This window comes from Trueperella bonasi, assembly GCF_030811535.1.
Classification (GTDB): Bacteria; Actinomycetota; Actinomycetes; order Actinomycetales; family Actinomycetaceae; genus Trueperella; species Trueperella bonasi.
On record NZ_JAUSQX010000001.1, the window covers coordinates 756,306 to 778,592 of the forward strand.

General features: G+C 57.7%; 18 protein-coding genes. 12 read left to right on the top strand and 6 right to left on the bottom strand.

Annotated elements, in window-relative coordinates; genetic code table 11:
• Positions 1 to 12: 12 nt before the first annotated feature.
• Positions 13 to 828, bottom strand: coding sequence for a 16S rRNA (cytidine(1402)-2'-O)-methyltransferase (rsmI, locus tag J2S70_RS03615; RefSeq protein ID WP_307682383.1), 816 nt, complete (start codon positions 826 to 828; stop codon positions 13 to 15).
• Positions 829 to 1,436: 608 nt separating this feature from the next.
• Entirely contained in the window at positions 1,437 to 1,850 is a 414-nt protein-coding gene (locus tag J2S70_RS03620; RefSeq protein ID WP_307682384.1) for a metallopeptidase family protein, read from the bottom strand.
• A gap of 61 nt (positions 1,851 to 1,911) precedes the next feature.
• Here J2S70_RS03620 and J2S70_RS03625 point away from each other — a divergent pair, with 61 nt between their 5' ends.
• The 5 genes from J2S70_RS03625 to J2S70_RS03645 all read left to right on the top strand — a co-directional run bounded on the left by J2S70_RS03625 (position 1,912) and on the right by J2S70_RS03645 (position 8,559).
• Complete coding sequence (locus J2S70_RS03625) at positions 1,912 to 3,717, top strand: dolichyl-phosphate-mannose--protein mannosyltransferase (RefSeq protein WP_307682385.1); 1,806 nt, start codon at positions 1,912 to 1,914, stop codon at positions 3,715 to 3,717.
• A 102-nt stretch (positions 3,718 to 3,819) separates the two neighbouring features.
• Positions 3,820 to 5,088 (top strand): O-acetylhomoserine aminocarboxypropyltransferase/cysteine synthase family protein, encoded by a 1,269-nt coding sequence (locus tag J2S70_RS03630; RefSeq protein ID WP_307682386.1) that lies wholly within the window; start codon positions 3,820 to 3,822, stop codon positions 5,086 to 5,088.
• Between the two features lie 104 nt (positions 5,089 to 5,192).
• A complete protein-coding gene (locus tag J2S70_RS03635; protein ID WP_307682387.1) occupies positions 5,193 to 5,537 on the top strand; it encodes a DsrE family protein in 345 nt (114 codons plus the stop codon).
• Positions 5,538 to 5,632: 95 nt separating this feature from the next.
• The gene (locus tag J2S70_RS03640; protein WP_307682388.1) at positions 5,633 to 6,856 is read left to right on the top strand and encodes an amidohydrolase; all 1,224 of its coding nucleotides are present in this window, start codon (positions 5,633 to 5,635) and stop codon (positions 6,854 to 6,856) included.
• Positions 6,853 to 8,559, top strand: a complete 1,707-nt coding sequence (locus J2S70_RS03645) for an MFS transporter (RefSeq protein ID WP_307682389.1) — start codon at positions 6,853 to 6,855, stop codon at positions 8,557 to 8,559. Before J2S70_RS03640 ends, J2S70_RS03645 begins: the two co-directional genes overlap by 4 nt.
• A gap of 348 nt (positions 8,560 to 8,907) precedes the next feature.
• On the opposite strand, the gene J2S70_RS03650 is transcribed toward J2S70_RS03645, so the two are convergent.
• On the bottom strand, positions 8,908 to 10,110 hold the full coding sequence (locus J2S70_RS03650) for a class I SAM-dependent methyltransferase (RefSeq protein WP_307682390.1): 1,203 nt from the start codon (positions 10,108 to 10,110) through the stop codon (positions 8,908 to 8,910).
• A 2-nt stretch (positions 10,111 to 10,112) separates the two neighbouring features.
• A complete protein-coding gene (locus tag J2S70_RS03655; protein ID WP_307682391.1) occupies positions 10,113 to 11,189 on the bottom strand; it encodes an aldo/keto reductase in 1,077 nt (358 codons plus the stop codon).
• A 74-nt stretch (positions 11,190 to 11,263) separates the two neighbouring features.
• On the opposite strand from J2S70_RS03655, the gene J2S70_RS03660 reads away from it, so the two are divergent.
• Positions 11,264 to 12,259: a glutathione S-transferase family protein gene (locus J2S70_RS03660; RefSeq protein WP_307682392.1), complete on the top strand. Its 996-nt coding sequence runs from the start codon at positions 11,264 to 11,266 to the stop codon at positions 12,257 to 12,259.
• Between the two features lie 14 nt (positions 12,260 to 12,273).
• Here J2S70_RS03660 and J2S70_RS03665 read toward each other — a convergent pair whose 3' ends face one another.
• A complete protein-coding gene (locus tag J2S70_RS03665; protein WP_307682393.1) occupies positions 12,274 to 14,082 on the bottom strand; it encodes a BCCT family transporter in 1,809 nt (602 codons plus the stop codon).
• Between the two features lie 115 nt (positions 14,083 to 14,197).
• Between J2S70_RS03665 and J2S70_RS03670 the strand changes: the two genes are divergently transcribed.
• The 6 genes from J2S70_RS03670 (at position 14,198) to J2S70_RS03695 (ending at position 20,974) form a co-directional block, all read left to right on the top strand.
• Entirely contained in the window at positions 14,198 to 15,550 is a 1,353-nt protein-coding gene (locus tag J2S70_RS03670) for a DUF2254 domain-containing protein (protein ID WP_307682394.1), read from the top strand.
• 111 nt (positions 15,551 to 15,661) lie between these two features.
• Positions 15,662 to 16,963: an AI-2E family transporter gene (locus tag J2S70_RS03675; RefSeq protein WP_307682395.1), complete on the top strand. Its 1,302-nt coding sequence runs from the start codon at positions 15,662 to 15,664 to the stop codon at positions 16,961 to 16,963.
• A 41-nt stretch (positions 16,964 to 17,004) separates the two neighbouring features.
• Positions 17,005 to 17,481: an FABP family protein gene (locus J2S70_RS03680; RefSeq protein WP_307682396.1), complete on the top strand. Its 477-nt coding sequence runs from the start codon at positions 17,005 to 17,007 to the stop codon at positions 17,479 to 17,481.
• Between the two features lie 64 nt (positions 17,482 to 17,545).
• Positions 17,546 to 18,085, top strand: coding sequence for a hypothetical protein (locus J2S70_RS03685; RefSeq protein ID WP_307682397.1), 540 nt, complete (start codon positions 17,546 to 17,548; stop codon positions 18,083 to 18,085).
• Between the two features lie 268 nt (positions 18,086 to 18,353).
• Positions 18,354 to 19,304, top strand: coding sequence for an L-lactate dehydrogenase (locus tag J2S70_RS03690; RefSeq protein WP_307682398.1), 951 nt, complete (start codon positions 18,354 to 18,356; stop codon positions 19,302 to 19,304).
• Between the two features lie 194 nt (positions 19,305 to 19,498).
• Positions 19,499 to 20,974, top strand: coding sequence for an MFS transporter (locus tag J2S70_RS03695; protein WP_307682399.1), 1,476 nt, complete (start codon positions 19,499 to 19,501; stop codon positions 20,972 to 20,974).
• On the opposite strand, the gene J2S70_RS03700 is transcribed toward J2S70_RS03695, so the two are convergent.
• On the bottom strand, positions 20,963 to 22,213 hold the full coding sequence (locus tag J2S70_RS03700) for a dicarboxylate/amino acid:cation symporter (RefSeq protein ID WP_307682400.1): 1,251 nt from the start codon (positions 22,211 to 22,213) through the stop codon (positions 20,963 to 20,965). The genes J2S70_RS03695 and J2S70_RS03700 overlap by 12 nt on opposite strands.
• Positions 22,214 to 22,287: the final 74 nt, after the last annotated feature.

Below are 22,287 nucleotides of genomic sequence, written 5' to 3' on the forward strand. Positions count from 1 at the left end.
GGGTTCTGGTAGCTAGCGGGCCGCAAGCGCGAGGTCATACAGCTCACCCTTGCGAAGGCCTTCCCGTTTGGCCACATGCGCGGCGGCATCCTTGAGGCGCAAACCGGCTTCGGCAAGAGCGAGTACCTCGGGAACGTGTGTGGCGGCGTCGCCCACCTGCTCGGTGGCGCCTTCGACGACGATGGTGACCTCGCCGCGTAGATCGTGCGCCCAATCTGCGAGTTCACCGAGCGAGCCGCGCTTGACCTCCTCGTGCGTTTTGGTGAGTTCGCGGCATACGGCCGCACGGCGATCCGGGCCGAATGCCTCAGCCATGGCCGCAAGAGTTTCGGGGACTCGGCGGGGGCTCTCAAAGTAGATCGTGGTACGCGTTTCGGAGGCGAGGCCCTCGAAGTATCGACGCCGCTCCCCGGCTTTTCTAGGTGGGAACCCTTCGAAGGCAAAGCGATCGGAGGCGAGCCCGGAGATCGCTAGGGCGGTGAGGACCGCCGAGGGCCCGGGCACGACGGTCAGCGGCACGTACTCCTCGGCGGCGAGCGCGACGAGCCGGTAACCGGGATCGGATATCGAGGGCATTCCCGCATCAGTAACGACGACGACTCGCTCGCCCGCTGCCGCCTGTTCGATGAGCGTGCCGGAAACTTCGCGCTCATTGTGCTCGTGATAGGCAATGATTCGAGCCGAGAGCGTCAGACCGAGCCTGCCCGCGAGGTTCAGGAGGCGCCGGGTGTCTTCGGCTGCAATGAGGTCAGCGCCTTCTAATTCGGCGCGAAGGCGGGGCGAGGCGTCGTCGTCGTTTCCGAGCGGGGTGGCAGCCAAAACAATCATGAACTCAGACTATCTTGCCGTTCCACGACCAGTGGAATGCCACAGAAGCTAGCCTTCGGCAGACCGGACTGAAACTAGGCAGGCCGAGCTGAAAGGGCTCTCCAACCGCTACATATGGGAGCGCTTGCTCATAAGTGCGCCGATATCCCGAATTGCGGACGCTTACGTGTGATCCATTGCAACTTATTTCAGCTCCCTCGCACGGAGTCGCTAAGGTTGATGTCGGCACAATGGCCAGGCAGCGAAGATTTCGCTGCAACAACGAGGAAATCGAAGGAGGTCAGATGATGAGCTTGAGTAAGTTGATACGTCGGGAGCCCAACGCAAAAGCGAAGGCATCCCACAACGCCCTGCTGAATGCAGCGCGCGCACATGAGCACGGCGTTCGAGCAGAAGTGCTAGGCAACCGATAAATCAGAATAGATAGATCGGCATCGGCTGCCGGTCAACGAGAGAAAAGCGGACAACGAGGTCCGCATTTTTTCTGCCCAACAACAGCCGTGACAGAAACCGGACATTTGCTGTGACTTTGAGCGTTTCCGTGAACGTTTTGGCCATAAATCAGCTTTTCCTCACAACAAATGGCCCCGTTGCGGGCAGTGCAGAGGCTAGGCCCAGCCGGTTTCCCACAACAGGTCTTCCTCTATTCCGAAGTGGTGAGCCACCTCGTGGAATACCGTGATCAGCACTTCTTCGGCTACCTCGTCTTCGGTTTCACACATGCGCAACGTCGGCCCGCGGAAGATCCAAATCCGATTCGGTTCGGCGTAGCCGAAGAAGTCGCCGTCGGTAAGGGCGATGCCCTCGTAAAGCCCAAGCAGGTCTTCCCCGTCCGCGTCCTTGAGCTGTTCCTCGTTTGGTTCCTCCTCAATGAGGAACACCAAATTCTGCAATTGCGCCGCGAACTCTTCGGGAATTTCATCCAGCGCGTCGGCCACCAGCTCCTCGAAGCGTTCCGCGCTCATCTCCACAGCCATGGCACTTCCCCATTCCACATTTCGCGCGCTCTTCAAAGTTCCCATGACAACTCTACGCAGTGAACTCCCGCGATGACTAACATCCGGGCGGGGTAAGCTCATGCGCGTGAGTAGCAAAACCTTTCTTTTAAGCACAGGCCGAAGCGAGCACTATGAAAACGAGCTTCGCGGCCGTCTCGGACTTTTCCCGAAAGGAGCCACCCTCCCGGCCCAAATTCGCCTCAAGGGTTGGATCATCACCGCCATCGCCGCCCTCATCGCGGCGCTCACACGATTTTCGCGCCTCACTCACCCACACGCGATGGTCTTCGACGAAACTTATTACGTCAAAGGCGCCTTCTCCCTGCTTAATTACGGTTACGAGCGTAACTGGGAGGGCGACGACCAAAACGAACTCTTCGTGGCCGGCGATCTTTCGGCGTTGCAGGCCGAGCCCGACCGCTGGGTGCACCCACCCTTTGGCAAATGGCTCATGGGCGAAGGAATGCGGATCTTCGGTGACGACAACGGCTTCGGCTGGCGCTTCACCACCGCCCTTCTTGGCGTGCTCGCCGTTGCGCTGGTCGTCCGCCTAGCTCTACGCCTGTTTCACTCGCTCACCCTCGCCGCCTTCGCAGGCATTGCAATGGCCCTCGACGGGATGGGGATCGTCCTCGCCCGCACCGGCCTGCTCGACAACATCCTCATGTTCTTTGTGCTCGCCGGTTTCTGGGCCATCCTGCGCGACCGCGAGTATTCACGCGCAAAGCTCGCCCACGCCGTCGCCACGAGCGAACTGAAATTTAACGACGACGGCGCCCTAGTTCCCGCCGATCCGTGGGCCCCGCGCACCGGATTTCGACCATGGCTCCTGGCGGCGGGAGCGATCCTCGGTTTGGCATGCGGGGTGAAATGGTCGGGCGCCTATGCTGTGGCCGTCTTCGGATTATTCGTGTTCTTTTGGGGCGCTGCTGCTCGCAAGGCTGTTGGAGCGAAACTCTGGTGTGGCGCGGGAGTGTGGCGCGAGGGCTTCCCGGCGTTCATTCAGTACGTTCCAGTGGCATTCCTCGGATATCTCGCTGCGTGGATACCATGGTTCACCCATCCCGTTGGTTGGGATCGTCAATGGGCTCCCGAACAGCAAGCCCGCAACTCGGGGCTGCCGGCCGCAGAGCAAGTACCCATGCCGATCGACGGCGCCCCCGACGTCGTCAACTCTTGGCTTCACTATCACCTAGCTACGATGGAGTTCCACACCAGCTTGGACTCGGAACACACCTACCAATCCCAACCTTGGGCGTGGCTGCTGCAGATGAGGCCGGTGAGCTTCTACTGGCGCAATCAAGATAATCTTCCTGATGGGGCATGCGCTGCAGATGACTGCGTCGCGGCTATCACGTCAGTGGGCAACCCGTTCGTGTGGTGGCTGGCAGCCGCGGCTCTCCTCGTGATTATCTGGGCTGCGATCCGGCATCGTGACTGGCGCGCATGGGCTATTCTGTCGGGTTACATTGCGATGTATCTGCCGTGGTTCATGTACCTTGATCGGACAATTTTTCAGTTTTACGCGATCGCGTTCCTACCTTACGTAGTGCTTGCTCTGACGTACGGGATCGGATGGCTTACCGGGATGGTTAAGGTCCCGCACAGCGGCAATTCGCCTGCGCTAGATGAATTTGCCCCAACTGGATCAGCAATCGGGACTTGGGGTGGAATCGATATCGAAGTAGATATACGCGTGGAAGCTGGCGCACACGAGCTACGCCCCGCCGTCGTTGATATTCGCCCACCCGGAAAAGCTGCGTGGGCACTATTGGGACTCATCACCGGCTTCATCGTCGCCGCAGCAATTTTCTGGATGCCGCTATGGTGGGGAACGCCAATACCTCGCGGATTCTGGCAAACCCACATGTGGATGCCAAGCTGGATCTAGCCCCACCAATGTCCGAAAGGTGCGCACCCGGCGTCGTTCGCACATTTCGCGGCTAAAGTAGGCCACAGACGCCAAAACGTCCACACGATTCAAGGAGGCCTCATGCGAGACGAAACGAAGTTCATCCACGCCGGCTATCAGCCCGGAAACGGCGAGCCCCGCCAGTTGCCAATCGTTCAGTCGACGACGTACAACTACGATTCCTCCGAAGACATTGCCGCTGTCTTCGACGAACCCACCCATGCGCTGATCTATTCGCGCTTCGCCAATCCGACCGTGATGGCCGTCGAGCAAAAGGTTGCCGATCTGGAGGGTGGAGCGGCCGCGATGGCGACCTCGTCCGGGCAAGCCGCGACCATGATCTCCATCATGAACCTGTGCTCTGCAGGCGACTCGTTCGTCACCTCCTCCGAGATTTACGGCGGAACGGTCAACCTGTTTTCCGTCACGCTCAAGAAGTTCGGCATCGAAGCGATCTATGTCGATCAAGACGCGCCAGCCGAGGAAATTAAGGCCGCGTTCAAGGACAACACCAAGCTCCTGTTCGGCGAAACGATCGCCAACCCGTCCATGGCCGTGCTCGACCTAGAAAAGTTTGCGGGCATCGCCCACGATATGGGCGTGCCGTTCGTCGTCGACTCAACGTTTGCTACGCCCGTGCTGTGCAAGCCGATCGACTACGGCGCCGACATCGTCATCCACTCCACCTCCAAATATATGGACGGCCACGCCGTGCAGGTGGGCGGCATGATCGTCGATTCCGGAAAGTTCGATTACACAAGCGGCAAATTCCCGGACTTCACCGAACCGGACGAGTCCTATCACGGCGTCGTCTACACCAAGGACTACGCCGTAGCGCCGAACATCATCAAAGCGCGCATGCAACTCATGCGCGACTTCGGTGCGTATCCGGCCGCGCACTCGGCATTCATGCTCAACCTCTCACTTGAATCGCTCGACGTTCGCATGCGCCGCCACTGCGAAAACGCCCAGAAAATCGCCGAATACCTCGACACCCGCCGTGACGTGCTCACAGACGTGCGCTACCCCGGCCTGCCGTCCTCGCCTTACCACGAGATCGCCAAGAAATACCTCGACGGCGGCTTTTCCGGCGTCATTTCCATCGACGTCGGCAACCGGGAGAACGGCGTAACATTCATGGACTCACTCAAGCTGGTCGCCCGCGAAGTACACGTGGCCGATTCGCGTTCATGCGTGCTACATCCGGCTTCCATGACGCACCGGCAGCTCAGCGACGACGGCCTCGCTGAAGCGGGTATCACGCCCGGCTTGGTACGCATTTCGGCCGGTTTGGAAAACGCGGACGACGTCGTCGAGGACCTTGCGCAGGCGCTCGACGCACTGGCTTAAGGCCGCTTGCCATGAGCCAAACACAAAATCTCTTGTAATGTAGCTCTAGCAACAGTGTGGCCTAGGCAACACTGCCCGCATTTAGATCAAAAAGGGGAATACTCATGGCAGATTACAAGCTCGTTTTCCACATCAACGAAAATGACCGCTGGCCCTTTACTTTGCGCTCGGTGCGCAATTTCGTCCGCGCACACCACGGTAATAAAGCGGTAGTTGTTGCCAACGGTGGGGCCGTTCGATCCTTTTCCCAGCTCGAGGCGGACCCGAATCGCATGGCTCGAATCCGCGGGTTGGAAGCCGAAGGGGTCGATTTCGTCGTGTGTGAAGTGGCCTTGAAGGAACGGCAAGTTAAAACTGAGCTGATTCCAGATTATGTTCGTGCGGTCGAAGCCGGAATCGTGGAGATCGCCAAATTGCAATCGGAGGGATACGGCTATGTCAAGGCATAGTCCTGCATGTGGACGATTCCTGTAAAAACCAACTGTTTACGGGTTTTTAGACTAGGATTTACTCTGACAGCAAACACTCTGAAGATGGAGGAACCATGTCACTAGTTGACCTCAAAGGAAATATTGAGGCATTTAAAGACTGGCAAGAAGCACTGTACATTCACCTGCACCAAACACCCGAACTTTCCATGCAGGAGACCGAAACGCTCAAGCGCATCACACAGGAGCTCGAAGACATCGGCTACGAACCGGTTCAGGTTGGCGGTGGCGTCGTCGGCGTTTTGAAGAACGGCGAAGGGCCTACTATCCTTTACCGCGCTGATTTCGACGGGCTACCGGTCAAAGAAGACACCGGCTACGAGTACGCTTCGACGGCGAAGCAAGTTGATCGCAGCGGCGTTGAACAGGACGTGATGCACGCGTGTGGGCACGATATGCACACCGCCACCGCTCTCGGCGCGGCCAAGATTCTCGCAGATAACAAGGATGCCTGGTCTGGCACCTATTTGGCACTTTTCCAGCCCGGTGAGGAGACTGCCGAAGGCGCACAGTCGATGGTCGACGACGGCCTGCTCGACAAGATCCCGACCCCCGACGTCGCCATCGGATCCCACGTTTTGACGGCGCCAGTATCAGGCAAGGTCGGCACCACGGCAGGCCCCGTGCTATCCACCGCCGCGTCCATGAAGATCACGATCCACGGCAAGGGCTCACACGGCTCGATGCCACATCTTGGCATTGACCCCGTGGTCATTGCATCATCGGTGGTTATGCGCTTACAGTCCGTCGTCGCACGCGAAATCTCGCCGTTCGACTTCGGCGTTCTTACAGTCGGCGCATTCCAGTCCGGATCGAAGGCCAACATCATTCCGGCGTCAGCCGAGCTTTTGCTCAACATCCGTGCCTACAAGGATGAAGTTCGCGATCACATCATTGATGCCATTAAGCGCATCACGATCGCGGAGTGCGAGGCGGCCGGAACGGAGCGCGAGCCCGAGTTCGAGCTCTTTGACCGCTTCCCTTCCACAATTAACGACGAAGAAGTTAACGCGCGCATTACCGAATCGATGAAGAAGTACCTGGGTGAGGACCGCGTAGTCCAGCTTGACCCTGTGACTGCTTCAGAGGACTTCTCTAACGTCCCACGCGCATTCGGAATTCCGTACGCATATTACGGCGTGGGCGGCTTCCTCGAAGGCCAGCCGACCTACCCCAACCACAACCCCAAGTTCCTTCCTGCACTGCAGCCGACCCTCACCACGGGCACTGAGGCCGCAGCCGCAGCAGCACTCGCATACCTCGGCAAGGAGAACCAATGACCGAAAAATCCACGCAGGCAACCGAATTCAAGGGCAACGATAAGCTGCTCCTTGGTTTCGTCCTTGCCGTTGTCACGTACTGGCTATTCGCCGGTACGATTGGCAACCTCATTTCCACTATCGTCGATGACATCGGCACCGAATACATTTCGCAGTCGATCATGTCGCTCGCGGCGCCGATTGCCGGCCTGTTTTCGGGTCTGTTCATCGTTGTGCTCGGTGGTCTAGCTGACCGCGTTGGCCGCGTAAAGGTCACGCAGATTGGTCTGCTGCTTTCGGTTATCGGCTCGGCCTTGCTCGTATTTGCGATGGGGCCCGTTGCTACTCCATTCATGTTGGTCGGGCGCGTATTGCAGGGCCTTTCGACCGCCATGATCATGCCGGCCACCATGGCCCTTGTGAAGACCTATTGGGAAGGCGAAGCACGTCAGCGTGCCGTGTCGATGTGGTCGATCGGTTCGTGGGGCGGTTCCGGCTTCGCAGCACTATTTGGCGGAGTTATCTCGCAACAGATCAACTGGCGCTGGATCTTCATCGTGAACATCATCGTGTCAATACTTGCGATGCTGCTCATCGCGGGTACCCCGGAGTCAAAGGTTCCGCAAAAGGGCCCGAAGAAGCGTTTCGATTGGCCTGGCCTGATCGTGTTCCTGATTACGCTACTTGCGTTGATGGTTGCGCTCATCTTCGGTGCGAACATGCCACCGTATAACGACGCCGGCGAGCCGATGGGCTGGACCTCACCGATCACACTGATTCTGATAGCCGTTGCCGTGATCGGAATGGTGATCTTCGTGCGCATCGAAAAGAATGCAACTAACCCGTTCATTGACTTTGGCCTGTTCAAGAACACCACCTTTACGGGTGCAACGATCTCGAACTTCCTAGCTAATGCAACGATCGGTCTGCTAAATGTTTCGCAGCTGGTGCTCATCGGTGCCCGCACGGAGGGCCAGGAGGGTTATCTCGGAACTCAAGGTGCCGGCCTACTGACCCTCAGCTACGGCATCATGATCGTCACCTTCATCCGATTCGGTGAGAAGCTACTCCAGCGTTTTGGCCCGCGTAAGCCAATGATCTGGGGAATGCTCATCGTTATCGCTTCCGCCGTGCTGCTGGTACCGACTTTCGTGTATCTCGACACCTACAAGATCCTTGCGATCATCGCTTACGGCCTGTTTGGTCTGGGCTTGGCGTTTTACGCGACGCCGTCCACGGACGCAGCTCTGTCGAACCTGCCGGCTGATCAGGCAGGTGCCGGATCGGGTATCTACAAGATGGCCTCCTCGCTCGGTGGCGCACTCGGCTTAGCGATCTCGTTGGCCGTGTTCAACGCTCTGAAGGCTGGCGAACCAATGGCTGTCGGTGTGGATTACGTCGGCGTTCAAGACAACGTATCGCTCCGCTTCGCAGGCATGGTGGTCATGATCATTAATGCGGCTATGGCTTTGGCGGCGATTCTGTCCATTACTCTCACCGTTCCGAAGGGTGGCGGCAGCCAAGACGGCGGTCAGATGGCTGAATCAGCCGCACCCGCACCGCAACCGACCCTGGACGAATCGAAGATGCAAATCATGAACCGTTTGGCTGAGCTTCCGCTCAAGGATCTGCAGAGGCTTGAGAAGCAGCTCATAGTTAACGAACTGGCCGAGATGGATGAATCCGTCCTGCGCCGACTCGTTGAGACCAAACGCAAAGACTAGCCGTTGGTATGTTGATACTCGAGAGTTAGCGTACTAGCTCGGATCGGAGTTCAACTGCAACGAAGGTGTGGCCCGGAGAATTCTTCTCCGGGCCACACCCATTTACCCCAACGCCCCATGTGCCCAAAGGCCCACTTTTGCATGAGGCACCTCGCCGGGCGCATTTTGCTACAAACGGGGCATGGTTGTCGGCAAACGGGGCAGCAATCACTCATCCCGGGCATGTTAAACGTGCACCTTATCAGTGATTCCCACCCGGTTTGCCGGGGCGGTCAGGTTACCGAAGTTGGTCAGGCTCTCGGAGGTGGTCAGGCTCTCGATGGTGCTTAGCCTCTCGAGGGCCTCGGCTCAGCGAGGCGTACTCGCACGAAGAACCGTGAATTTCGGGTTTCGCGCCAGTTGTTGCACCTGCTCGAATCGCGCCTCCACTTCCGAGCGGTAGCGCAGGTGGTTATTGTGCACCATGTACAACCTGCCACTCGGGCGCAGCAGCCGCCTCGAGGCGTCGAGCAGGCCTTGAACGAGAGTGGCGTCAATTGCGGTGCCATCGTGAAACGGCGGATTGAGAAGAACGACGTCGGCACTCGCTTCTTCTTCCTCACCTGCAGCATCGTCCCAGGTGATCCGAGCTCGGCCACCCTCCACAAACTCACCTAGAGTCAGAGAGGCCGACACGATGGCATCCGCGTGGGTGTCGGTCGCAAGAACTCTGGCCTCAGGCAGAGCATCCAGCACCGCGAGCACCACTGCGCCATTGCCGCACCCAAGATCAACCACGTCCAGATTGTCAGTCCGACGCCCTTCAGAGGGACGTTCCCAACTACTCCATGGATCGAGCGCAGCCTTGTGAGCGATGTTCTCAGCTTTCATGTCATTAAGGGCATGATCGAGGAGGAATTTTCCGCCCGCATCCTCGTCCGCGCCGCTGAACACCCCACCAACTCCGAAGATAGGCCCGTATTCTGCCCTACCTACTGCCGGCGAGTAGGTTCGGCCAATCGCCTCACCACCGCCAATCAGCGTCCGGAATTTGCCCCGGCCGAGACTCGCCCGCACGTCGGTGAAATAGTTCGCGAGTGTGGCGTTGTGGCCGCGATCCATGTGTTTGTTGTTTGCACCAATCACAAGTATCCCACCGGCTCCGGCCACTGCGGCCGCAATGTAGGCAGTCTCTTCCAAGGATTTCGGTACACGACCAATCGCAAGATCGATGGGTTTGGCCAAAAACTCCTCCAGCCGTAACGGACTCTCGAAGCCTGCAACATGAACGATTTTTCCGCCTCTACCGCCGGGTGTTCCCTCCGTCTGGATGCTCGCGGCCTCGTGAGCTCCGGCGTCTAGTTGCGCTCCGGCGCGCTCGGCTACTTCCAAAGCCCGGTGCGCTTGATCGATCGTGCGCGTGCCGAAGTAAATTACCTCCACGCTGCTCGATTCCAAAACGCTAGCGAGTAAATCTCCGCTCGGGTCGTCGAGTACGGCGATCCTCCGAGGTTTGGGCACCTCTTCGTTGGCAACATCGAGTATGAGGCGATCAAGTGTCGAAATTTCCATTCTCACATCCTCGACTGGGTGGCATGCCACCACGTGTTGATTCCGGATTCCACGGCGTGTTCGTCAATGCGCCTCAGTTCTTCGGCACTGAAATCAGTGTTGTCGAGCGCTCCGAGCGTATCTTCAAGTTGGCGCACGGAAGAGGCACCGACCAACGCCGTCGTCACCGTGGCCTCACCCTGATCGCGCAGTATCCACGCAATCGCCATCTGCGCCAGGCTTTGCCCGCGTTCGGCCGCAATATCATTCAACGCTCGCACGTGGCCAAGATTCTCTTCGGTAAAGTAGGTTTCCGAAACTTTCCCCTTGCTAAGCCGCGAGCCCTCAGGCACACCGTCCAAATACTTGTTCGTCAGTAATCCCTGCGCGAGCGGGGAGAACGCGATCACGCCCATACCTTCGGCTGCCGCCGTTTCCAGCAGCGAGGGTTCACCTTCTTCAACCCATCGGTTCAACATTGAATACGAGGGTTGATGAATCACAATCGGCGTGCCCAATTCGCGCATGATCTCCTGCGCTTGCGCGGCCGCCGCAGCCGAATAGGAAGAGATCCCAGCGTACCGGGCCTTGCCGGAGCGTACGGCATCGTGGAGTGCGAGCATAGACTCCTCGAGCGGAACATCCGGATCCGGGCGGTGGTGATAGAAAATATCAACATAGTCCATACCCAGGCGCATCAAAGATTCGTCAAGTGAGTTCAACAGATAGGCGCGTGAGCCGCCAAATCCCGTCGGCCCGGGCCACATCGCCATGCCGGCCTTGGTGGACACGACAAGTTCGTGGCGGTGAGCTCGCAGGTCTTTGGCAACGATTCGGCCAAAGTTCTCTTCGGTTGAACCTGCCGGCGGGCCGTAGTTGTTCGCAATGTCAAAGTGGATGACGCCACGGCTAAAAGCGTAGCGCACGATGTCACGCTGGGTTTGAAACGGGGTGTCATCGCCAAAATTGTGCCACGTACCTAGCGCGATCCGCGGCAATTGTAGGCCGGATTTACCGCAGCGGACGATGGGGACGTCGTCGTACCGTGATTCGGCCGGGTTCCAGAAATCGTCGGTGGGCTGGAAGTTTTTTGGTTTCATATGTGCATTGTTTCACGACGACGATCGGTCCGTGAGCGTTGACACCTGCGGGCGAAATCGCATAGCCTAACACCATGGCGAACATTGAAGATTCAACTACATTTGATGCAGGCTACGTCGATACTGGAAACGCCTACGAGCGCGACATGCGCTACGTCACAACACGAATCACAAAAGACGGCCGTGATGGCCACACCCCCGAAGCTGGCCGCTACCGCCTGATTGCCGCTCGCGCATGCCCCTGGGCCAACCGCTCGCTCATCGTCCACCGAATCCTCGGCCTTGAAAACGCGATTTCCGTAGGCACCCCCGGCCCCGTTCACGATCACAACTCTTGGACCTTCGACCTCGACGAAGGCGGAAAAGACCCGGTACTCGGCTACGAACGCCTACAAGAAGCCTATTTCGCCCTCGATCGTGATTACCCGCTGGGGATCACTGTCCCGGCGATCGTGGACGTCACCACCGGCAAGCTCGTCACCAATGATTTCGACCAGATCACCCGAGATTTTTCTTCGCAGTGGACCGAATTCCACCGCGAAGGAGCTCCAGACCTGTGGCCAGCCGAACACCTCGAAGAAATGGAAGACGTCATGAAACGCATCTTCACCGAGGTCAACAACGGGGTATACAGGTGCGGTTTTGCCGGCTCGCAAGAACACTACGAAGAGGCCTACGACAGGCTGTGGACCGCGATGGATTGGCTCGAAGAAAGGCTAGCGGACCAGCGCTACCTGATGGGCGAACACATCACGGAGGCAGACGTGCGCCTATTCACCACGCTCGTCCGGTTCGACGCCGTCTACCACGGCCACTTCAAAGCCAACCGCAACAAGCTCACAGAGATGCCCGTGTTGTGGGCGTACGCGCGTGATCTATTCCAGACTCCCGGCTTTGGTGACACGGTGGACTTCCAGCAGATCAAGGAGCACTACTACGTCGTTCACACAGACATCAATCCGACCCAGATTGTTCCCAAGGGCCCCGCATTAGAGAACTGGCTGACTCCGCACGGGCGCGAGGCGCTCTCGGACAATCCATGGAAAGATGGCACAGCTCCGACGAACTAGTTTCCCGCCGAGCACTAATCCCGTTTCACCGTACGGGGATCGTTTTGGCCCAACCTTCCACGTCGCTTGGCACGTGGTCGAGCGGCTCGCTGCACCTTAATTTCCTCGCGCTCGCGTAACAACCGGCGTTCGACGGCGAGCTGGCGCTGGAAGCGTTGCTGTTCGCGTTCATCAAGATAGGCGACGTCGCTACGCAGGTCTTTGACGATCGCGAACATCATTGCTGCCACGATAAATAGGAACGGGGTGGCAGCCACGATCGTCACGTTTTGGATGTTCGACAGCGCCTGGTCTCCTCCCGAGATCAGAAGCGTCAAACCAATTGCTGCCGTGAGAACGCCCCACATGCCGGTCAACCACGTGGAAGCCGTCGCGCGGCCTCCCTGAGATATCGAGCCCATGACCGTCGATGCCGAATCGGCTGAGGTAATAAAGAAGGTGCCCAGTAGAACTACAGCCAAAATGCCGAAGTAAAAGCCGCCAGGAAGATTTTGCAGAAGATTAAACAGCTGGGATTCCGCTGATCCATCCCCGTAGATCGAGCTTCCCTCGTGTTCAAATTTGATCGCGCTGCCACCGAAAATGCTGAACCACACAAGAGATAAACCCGAGGGCACGAGCATCACGCCCAAGGCAAATTCACGAATAGTGCGACCACGTGAAATTCGTGCAATAAACATGCCTACGAATGGCGACCACGAAATCCACCAGGCCCAGTAGAAGATCGTCCAGCCAGAGAGCCACCCGGCTGCAGTACCGCCTTCGGCAGCCGCGGTTCGGCTGGCCATTTCAAAGAAGTTGTGGAAGTAGGCTCCAAGTGTTTCGGGCATAATGTTGAGCTGCGCGATGGTCGGCCCCAGAACAAACACGATGATTGCAAGCGCGGCAGCAATGATCATGTTGAAGTTTGACAGGTAGCGAATGCCGCGGCCAACGCCCGACATCGCAGAGATGAGGAAGGCAAGGGTCAACACAAGGACGATGCCCAGAATCAGGCCATTGCCCGGATTGTTGACCAGACCGGAGGCTTCCAGGCCGGCGCGGATTTGAAGAGCACCGAGCCCTAGTGAACATGCAGTGCCGAAAACAGTCGCGAAAATCGACAGTGAATCGATGGCCTTACCGAGCGCGCCGTCGGCTCTCTTCTGCCCGATCAGCGGAACAAAGGTGGAGGATATGAGCTGGCGCCTACCCACTCGATACGTTGAATAGGCGATCGCCATTCCCACGATCGCATACATTGCCCACGGGTGAAGAGTCCAGTGGAACATGGCCTGAGCCATCGACGTTCCTGCCTCACCTGAGCCGTGCCCTGGTACTCCATCGCGGTAGAAGGCCAACGGCTCTGAAGCTCCGTAAAACATCAAGCCAATGCCCATGCCCGCGGCGAACATCATGGCAATCCAGGAACTGTTCGAAAATTCGGGGGCCTCGTTCGGCCCGCCCAGTCGGATCGTTCCGAATTTCGATGCTGCAACCACGAGCACAAAAATGACGAAGATCGTGGTGAGCAAAACGAATGACCAGCCAAGGTTCGTCAAGACCCAGTCGAATGCGCCCGAAGCGAATGATTCAAAATGTTCGGGCCGCAGTAAACCCCAGGCCACGACGCCGACAATGAGTAGGAGCGCCGGCACTACCACGAGCCAGGAGATGCTGGCATCTTCGGATTCGGAGGCCAGCTGAACGGATTCTTCCTTGAGGTCAGAAGAGCTAATTTCCCCTTCGTGGGCTAAAAGTGCAGCGAGTTCCGATGTCGCCGAAACATCGTTCGTAGAATCCGCTACCTCGTCCGACTTTTCACTACTTGTCTTTTCCTGCATAAGTCCAGTCTTAACCAAAAAAAGGATAAGTCCACTCAGTTAAGGTTATTGTGAGCCGTATAAGTCCTTTCTCACATCTGCATCCTGCCCATTGACCAAACCGTATGCTGATGCAATGAGAGTATTTTTCAATCGCATCAAGCAAGTGCTTAACTCGCGGCTGTGGGCGTGGCCGCTGGTGACGGGCATCCTCGGGGCTGCGCTGGGCGTTCTCCTGACTTCCGTCTCGATCCCGGTAGACGCGGCGCTTTCGCGATTCTTGTGGCCGGGCGACTCCGAGTCGGCCGCATCGATGATCTCCTTTATCGCATCGACCCTTTTAACGGTTTTAACGACGACGATCTCGATGACCCTCATCGTGCTCCAGGTTGCCTCCGGCACTTTTTCACACCAACTGCTTCGCGACTTTATTTCTTCGCGTGCCGTCCGCGGAATCTTAGGGGTCTACGTTGGCCTATTCTCCTACACCGTGATGGTCGGCCGCGCACTGGACACCGATGACGAAATCCCGCCGCAGCTTGCGATGACAGTGGCAATGGTCGGCATTTTCGTGGCGGTTGCGACGTTCATTTGGTACGTTTCGCGCGTGGTAGACATGGTGCGGGCTGACACGATCCTTTCGACATCCGCAAGCCGCACGCTCAAGTTGGCGAAACCGTTGACGGAAGCAGAATCGGAAGACCTTTCTGAGGAGGATCTCAAGCGCCCCGAGGTTGCCGACGATGCAATCCCAATCCGTGCGGGAGTATTCGGTTTCGTGCAGTCCGTAGACGTCGAACACGCGGCTGACTGGGCGCGCGAACACGATTCGACCGTAGTGATCGACATTAGGCCGGGTGACTCAGTGTTGGAAGGCCAGCCGATGGGGTGGTACTGGGGAGGCGAAGAGGAAGAGGCACCCGAATTTATCTACATCGGGGAAGAACGCGCTTCCGGCTCTGACTTCTCATTGGGGCTCCAGCAGATCCTTGACATTGCTGTGCGTGCACTTGGCACGTCGACTAACGATCCGACGACCGTCACTCACGCGATTGGGCACGGCGGTCGGATATTGCGCGAACTTGCCGCCAACCCGTTGGAGCCCAAGGTGCGCTTCGACAAGCACAAGGACGAGGGTGAGGAGGAAGAACGCCGGGGGCGCCTGCTGGTGTGGGCTGCCACGCGGACAACCAATGAGCTGCTATCCCGATTCGTGGGCCATATTCGCCGGTACGCCAGCGGGGATGTTCCGGTGCTTACCCGGCTGTTGCTGATGTTGGACTCGGTGGATCACATTGCCCAAGACTCCACCCGCGAGGTCATTAACGAAGAACGCAAGCGCATCGTGAATTTGGCGCGGGCGAGCATCGAAGAAGAATACGATCTCAACATCGTTTTGGAAGCGGCACACTGGGATCACGATGAAGAGAAGCCGAACCCGGATGATGGCGATATTAGCGCTCACCACCGCACGCAGTTTGAGGTGTGAGAACGTTGCCTGCTGCGAGTATAAATCGCCTCGCTACAGGCGCATAAAGCTCACGGAACATGCGGTATTCTAGCTAGATAACCGCCCGGCACTTTACTCCTAGGAGCATCAATGGGTTTGCTTGATCGGTTCAAGCGGAGCACCACACGCGAGGTTGATGTGAACTCTGACAAGGACGCCGAAACTCGCCAGCTTCCGCCTTCCCAGCGGATCACTCACACCCACCTATCCACAATTGCGAAGAATAAATCGCAGGGCACCTGGGGTGGCATGGTTGCACCGCCAAACAGCCCGGTTTACGCTCTGGGCATCCCGCACTGGCTCGCTAAATACGGGCTGGGTGCGTGGATGCTCGTTGGCATCGCGCTCGTCGTCATTGGGATTACAACCGCACTTTCAACGGTGTCCGAGGTGTTCCTGGGCGTGTTCCTCGCATTCGTGTTGACCTCCGTGCTCCATCCGATGGTCGACTGGCTGGATCGATACATGTCTCGCTATCTCGCCACCGCCATCGCGATGATCGTTGGCTTCCTCGTTTTTGGCGGCCTTGTGACGTACGTGATCTATTCGGTCGCGAACGAATGGCACGGGCTTGCCAAACAGTTCGAGGAGGGCGTGGAAGAGATCTTAACGTTCATCACCGACGGCCCACTGCCCGTAGACATTACGCGTGAGGAAATTTCCAACGCCATCGATAATGCCGTTAGCGCGGGAACTGAATGGGTGCAGTCCAATGCTGGAACCGTCGCTTCCACAGTGGCCAGTAATGCCGGTCAATTCGCAATGATCATGACGATACTTGCGCTTGCCCTATTCGTAACGGCCACACTGTTAGCCCAGGGCCCCTCGATGTGGCTGTGGGTCATCAATCTTCTGCCGGGGCGTAATCGCGAGCGCGTGAACCTCGGTGCCTACGCCGGCTGGACGGCGTTTTCAGGGTATGCGCGCGGAACCGTCATCATCTCCATGATCAATGGGGTTTCGGCATTTATTTTCTTGACGATCGTTGGAGTTCCACTTGCTGCGCCGCTGGCCGTGCTCGTGCTTATCGGCACGTTTATTCCATTGATCGGTGCGCCCGCCGCAATGATCGTGGCAATGATCGTGGCGCTCGCTTCGGGCGGCGTGCTTGATTTCGTTATCGTTGGTCTGGGCATCGCGCTCATCGGCCAGCTTGAAGGTAACCTGTGGCAGCCGCTGATTATGGGCCAGCAGGTTTCGCTGCACCCTGCCGTCGTCGCTGTTGGCGTTGCCGCGGGCGGATTTGCGGGCGGTTTGATCGGTGCTGTGATCACAATTCCGATCATGGCGATTGTATGGTCGATTTACCGGACGCTCAACGAACCCGAACCGCCGCTAGCCGAAATTCCGCACGTTTCCAAAGAACGGGTTCTTCCCGAGGACGACGATTAGATTTGCGCCCGCGTGAGCGTATAACGCCGTAGAGTAGCGGTATGGAACTTAGCCAGAACCTCAAACCTGTGGAAGGCCTTCTTGGTACGTGGGAGGGCTCCGGCATTGGCGTCTACCCCACCATCAAAACCTTTGAGTACCGCGAAGAAATCACGTTTAGCAACATTGGCAAACCGTTTTTGCATTATATTCAGCGCACGTGGAATGCCGATGGCGTACCTATGCATACCGAAACGGGATACTTGCGGCTTCCCGTGCAGGACGCGGTCGAATTGATTCTCGCCCTGCCCACCGGCCAAACAGAATTGCTCGAGGGCACGATCCATAGCGACGATGCCGGTTTGCACATCGATTTGCGCGGCAGGGTGCAAAATTCTGCAAGCGCGAAACAGGTTGATGCCACCGAACGCACGCTGACGCTCACTGGTGAAGAGTTGAGCTCGTCGATGGCTATGGCGGCCGTGGGTGTTCCGATGACGAATCACCTGACTGCATCGTATAGGCGCAAGAACTCCTAGGGTTTCACACGGGCACCAAAAAATTGCGCTCGCCTTTCGATACCCCGCCCGGTATTGTGGTGGCATGCGCTTGAAACTCAAACAAGCCTGGTGGGCGCTCCGACTGTGGACGAGCCGGCAGTGGACTGTAACGGGCATTGCGGGCCTGATCGTCGGCCTCATTATCGGCCTTGCGACCGTGCTTATTCCCAACCCGATTTTCGGCCGTGATATCCCGCCGGTGTGGTGGAACTATCCGGTGTGGATTGCGACCTCCGCTTTGATGGGTATGCTTGTTGCTACCTATGTGAAATCACCACAGATGGACGAGAAGTCCGAAACGCGTACCACCGCCCTTGGCACGGCCGGAGGAATTCTTGCCTGGTTCGCCGTCGGCTGCCCGGTGTGCAATAAAATCGCACTGATCGCACTTGGCTACTCGGGAGCCATTACCTGGTTTGCGCCGGTTCAACCCTGGCTGGGCGTGATCGCGCTGATATTTACGGCGCTTGCACTCGTTTACCGGCTCAGCGGCCAAATTTCGTGCACGATCAGCACCAAGCCAAAGGCCGAGGCCGTGGCAAAAGATTTGACCACGGCCTCGGCCCGGAACTTTATCGGTTAAAACCTAGTCCTCAAGATTAAGAAGCGCGAATACCGCCGCGCCCCATCATTCCCGCACCGATAAGTAGTACCTTCACGTGTCCTCCTGTAGGTTTTACGGTCTGCTTTGACCGCCTTTCTCACCGTATCGACCATTCCCGTGAAGGTCACGCCTTTACCCTGACCGCTTAGCCCGCTATAAATCCGGCACATTACTCACATCCGGTTGCCATCTCGCAGAATGAAAACAGGTCCTTTCGCCCGGCAAAAGAACAGGGCAGAATTGAAATATGACTACTTTCGATACCAGCAAACTCACCGTCGTCGGCGCTGGCTCGGTCGGCACCGCTCTCGCCTACGCCTGCCAGATCCGCGGATCAGCCTCAACAATCGCGCTCTATGACATCAACGAACCCAAGGTCGAAGCCGAAGTGCTTGACCTCGCACACGGTTCGCAGTTCATGCAGGCAAGCCAACTCATCGGCGGGGCCGACATGGAGGTTACAGCCGGATCCGACGTCGTCGTTATCACTGCCGGAGCAAAACAGCAGCCGGGCCAAACTCGCCTCGACCTGGCCGCCAAGAACGTGGCGATCCTTGAAGACATGCTGCCCAAACTGGTGGAATACTCACCAGAGGCCGTCTTTATCTTGGTAACTAATCCTGTGGACGTGCTTACTTACGTGGCAACGAAAATCGTGGACCTGCCAGAAGGCAGGGTTTTCGGTTCGGGAACCGTGCTTGATTCCTCGCGGTTGCGCTGGCTGGTTGGAAAGAAGATCGGAGTCTCCGCACGGTCCGTACACGCGATGATGATCGGCGAGCACGGAGATTCCGAATTTGCGTTGTGGTCATCGGCGTCGATTGGCCAGATCCCGTTGCGTAAGTGGACCAACGACGACGGCGAGCACGTTTTCGATCCGGAAACACTCAGCGCGATCGAAAACGAAGTTGTGAATGCCGCCTACCGGATTATCGACGGCAAGGGAGCCACCAATTACGCGATCGGAATTTCGGGGGCGCGGATCGTTGAGGCTGTGCTAGGCGATCACAAGAGCGTTCTACCGGTGTCGTCCATCGGGAGCGGCGCCGACGCTGATATCGCGCTCTCGGTGCCGTGCCTAGTGGGGCGGACGGGCGTTCTGCGCACACTCGAGATTGACTTGGACGAGGCAGAACGCGAAAAATTCGAGCATTCAAAGGCAACCTTGCGTAAGACGATTGCCAGCGTCGGGTACTGACACGAGGCACTGCCGCCTTGACCGGAGAGCACCTAACGGGTTAAGACACCCCTCGTGTGGTGCTCCCTATGCCGTTTATGCTCCGCTCTTCACCAATTTGAAGATTCAATGATTATAACCCGCGTTAAACACCCGTGTTTTGTGTCAAAATGGAGAAACAGCTTTGCAATGGCGCCAATCGGATGGGGCAATACATGACCGAGGTCAGGGAATACCACGGAACCAAAACAGATCTGGCCGCACTGGTTATTTCAGTGCTCACGTTCTGGCTACTGGGCCAGTCGATGCTCAATGTTGGCTTAACGGTCGGCAACGATCTCGGCATGGCACAAGGGCTGACCAATCTCGCAGTATCGATGGGCTCGCTCGTGTGCGGAATGCTCATCGTTATGTGGGGTTCGCTTGGCGACATGTTCGGCCGTCTGAAAATGGTTCGAATCGGCCTGCTGCTCAATATCGTCGGCAGCCTGCTTCTCGTACTTGCCGCGGGCGGCCCCGCAATCGCCGGCGCGATGGTGCTCACCGGCCGCATTTTTCACGGCTTGGCCGGTGGTGCGGTCACGCCTGCGGCACTCGCCCTCGTTAACTCGTATTGGCACGGCGATAAGCGAGCTCGCGCGATTTCCTACGTTTCCATGGGCACCTTCGGTGGTATGGCCGGAGCTTCGATCGTCGGCGGAGCCATCGCCGGCAGTCCACTCACCTGGCGCGGTATTTTCGCGATCTCGGTTGTCCTGTCGATTCTCGCGCTTTTCATGTTGCGCAAGACCCCCGACGTCGCCCCTCTGGCCGGATCCGGCAAGAAACTGGACGTCATCGGTATCGTGACCCTCGCGCTCGCCATGCTCTCACTCCAGCTCTATATCACCCAGGGCCCGGCACTTGGCTGGACCTCCCCAGCAGCCCTCGGTATCGCTGCCGTACTCGTAGTTTCGATCATCGTGTTCGTCCGCCACGAACTAACCAGCAACGATCCGCTCATTGACTTCGCAGTTTTCAAGAACAGCACCTTCGCGGGCGCTATTACCGCGAATTTCCTAGTAACCACGACAGCCGGCATGATCACAGTCGCCCTGTGGGTTATGCAAGGATCCGATCAGGGGTATGACGCTACGCGCGCCAGCTATCTCACGATCGGCTACCTCGTCTGCGTCCTCGCGTTCATTACCACAGGCGAAAAACTGATGAAGTCGAAGGGCTACCGGATCCCGATGCTCGCCGGTGCCGTGCTCGTCGCACTCTCCGTAGTTTTGCTGATGTTCACCAACTTGATGGTCAGCCAGTACGTGGTAGTCGCCGTCGTCGCCTTCTCAATCTACGGAGTAGGCCTAGCGTTGTTTGCAACACCGACGACGACGGCCGCTCTCAACTCTCTCCCCCAAGATATCGTTGGCGCAGGTTCGGGTATCTTGAAGATGGCGTCCTCGCTCGGATCCGCGATTGGCCTGGCGATTTCCTCCACTGTTTTCACAACCTTTGCCCAGCGCGGCACAGGCTCAGAGATCGTAGGGCGCATCATCGAGTACACCGGCACCCAGGAAAATCTTGCGGTACGCCAGGCGGGCACGATCGCGCTTTTCACCCTGCTCGTCGGCGCGATTGTTGCGATTATTGCAGTCTGGTTCCTCATTCCCTCGCGGAAAGAGCAATTCGGGGAGTCAGCTGACTGATTTCATGTAGGTCTCTGCGTCGAATTCGGCCTTGTCGTGGAATCCTTCCACGTTCTCGGTCGCTTCAATCGCGTCGCCCTTGGCCATCTTGTCGATAACCATCGCGATCGCACCATCGCCGGTCACGTTCGTCGCGGTGCCGAACGAGTCGAGCGCAATGTAGGTGGCGATCATGAGACCAAGTGAGGCGTCGTCGAATCCGAGCATTGAGGCAAGCAGACCAACTGAAGCCATGATCGCGCCGCCCGGCACGCCGGGCGCCGCGATCATGATGATTCCGAGCATGAACACGAAACCAACAAGGGCACTAGTCGATACGCTCAGGCCGTTCATGACGATAATCGCCATCGCAAAAGCGATGATCTTAGACATCGAGCCGGCAAGGTGGATCGTCGCGCACAGCGGAACCACGAAGGAGGCTACCGTGCGCGAAACCCCGTTCTTCAATGTTTGCCGCAAGCTCACCGGAATCGTAGCAGCGGACGACGACGTGCCCAGCGCCGTAAAGTACGCGGGTAGCATTGTGGCAAAGGCCTTGAACGGGTTCTTCTTCGCAATCGCGCCTGCAACACCGTATTGCGTTCCAAGGATAATCACTTCGAGAACGAGCACGAAGACCACAATTTTGGCCACCGCCGCGATGATCGGACCGATGTTACCGGTGGAGGTGAGGTTGAGGAAAATGCCGAAAATATGCAGAGGTAGCAGCGGCACGATGACCTTCGAAATAAGGCTCGTGATAATTTCGCGGAACTCAACGAAGCCCTTGCGGATCACACCGCGCGGTGCGAGCGAAAGGCCGATGCCAATCACGAAGGCCAGCACGAGTGCCGTCATCACGCCGAAAACGGGCGGAATAGTGATATCGGAGATGTACCCGGTGAGGGCTTCGTTTTCGTCGCTGACGGTGAATCCGTCGTCGGCGGAAATAATGGAGGGGTAGATCGCTTTCGCGGCAAGGAACGTCAGGAACCCGGCGAATAGCGACGAACCATACGCGAGCGCCGCAGTGATGCCAAGCCATTTGCCTGCGCCGCGGCCGAGGTCGGCGATTGCGGGCACAATAAGTCCCACGATGATGAGCGGGATTGAGAAGCTCAAGAACTGGCTAAATAGATCGTTAAAGGTGACGAAGATTCGCGAGAGCCAGTCGGGGAAAACGAATCCGGCCGCGATGCCAAGGGCGATGGCGAGTATAACCCAGGGCAAAATTCCTGCCTGCTTGAGCTTAGATTTCATGTGATGCTCCTCCGGTGAAAGTTCTGTGCTCGGAGTATCATCTCGTTATTTGTTGGTTTGGCACGGAAATGTCC

What these genes read in the sequence shown, in the direction of transcription:
- J2S70_RS03630 (WP_307682386.1), top strand. Translation starts at nt 3,820, where the DNA reads ATGCGAGACGAAACGAAGTTCATCCACGCCGGCTATCAGCCCGGAAAC.
- J2S70_RS03700 (WP_307682400.1), bottom strand. Translation starts at nt 22,213, where the DNA reads ATGAAATCTAAGCTCAAGCAGGCAGGAATTTTGCCCTGGGTTATACTC.
- J2S70_RS03650 (WP_307682390.1), bottom strand. Translation starts at nt 10,110, where the DNA reads ATGGAAATTTCGACACTTGATCGCCTCATACTCGATGTTGCCAACGAA.
- J2S70_RS03680 (WP_307682396.1), top strand. Translation starts at nt 17,005, where the DNA reads ATGGAACTTAGCCAGAACCTCAAACCTGTGGAAGGCCTTCTTGGTACG.
- J2S70_RS03640 (WP_307682388.1), top strand. Translation starts at nt 5,633, where the DNA reads ATGTCACTAGTTGACCTCAAAGGAAATATTGAGGCATTTAAAGACTGG.
- rsmI (WP_307682383.1), bottom strand. Translation starts at nt 828, where the DNA reads ATGATTGTTTTGGCTGCCACCCCGCTCGGAAACGACGACGACGCCTCG.
- J2S70_RS03620 (WP_307682384.1), bottom strand. Translation starts at nt 1,850, where the DNA reads ATGGGAACTTTGAAGAGCGCGCGAAATGTGGAATGGGGAAGTGCCATG.
- J2S70_RS03645 (WP_307682389.1), top strand. Translation starts at nt 6,853, where the DNA reads ATGACCGAAAAATCCACGCAGGCAACCGAATTCAAGGGCAACGATAAG.
- J2S70_RS03690 (WP_307682398.1), top strand. Translation starts at nt 18,354, where the DNA reads ATGACTACTTTCGATACCAGCAAACTCACCGTCGTCGGCGCTGGCTCG.
- J2S70_RS03675 (WP_307682395.1), top strand. Translation starts at nt 15,662, where the DNA reads ATGGGTTTGCTTGATCGGTTCAAGCGGAGCACCACACGCGAGGTTGAT.
- J2S70_RS03660 (WP_307682392.1), top strand. Translation starts at nt 11,264, where the DNA reads ATGGCGAACATTGAAGATTCAACTACATTTGATGCAGGCTACGTCGAT.
- J2S70_RS03635 (WP_307682387.1), top strand. Translation starts at nt 5,193, where the DNA reads ATGGCAGATTACAAGCTCGTTTTCCACATCAACGAAAATGACCGCTGG.
- J2S70_RS03685 (WP_307682397.1), top strand. Translation starts at nt 17,546, where the DNA reads ATGCGCTTGAAACTCAAACAAGCCTGGTGGGCGCTCCGACTGTGGACG.
- J2S70_RS03665 (WP_307682393.1), bottom strand. Translation starts at nt 14,082, where the DNA reads ATGCAGGAAAAGACAAGTAGTGAAAAGTCGGACGAGGTAGCGGATTCT.
- J2S70_RS03695 (WP_307682399.1), top strand. Translation starts at nt 19,499, where the DNA reads ATGACCGAGGTCAGGGAATACCACGGAACCAAAACAGATCTGGCCGCA.
- J2S70_RS03655 (WP_307682391.1), bottom strand. Translation starts at nt 11,189, where the DNA reads ATGAAACCAAAAAACTTCCAGCCCACCGACGATTTCTGGAACCCGGCC.
- J2S70_RS03670 (WP_307682394.1), top strand. Translation starts at nt 14,198, where the DNA reads ATGAGAGTATTTTTCAATCGCATCAAGCAAGTGCTTAACTCGCGGCTG.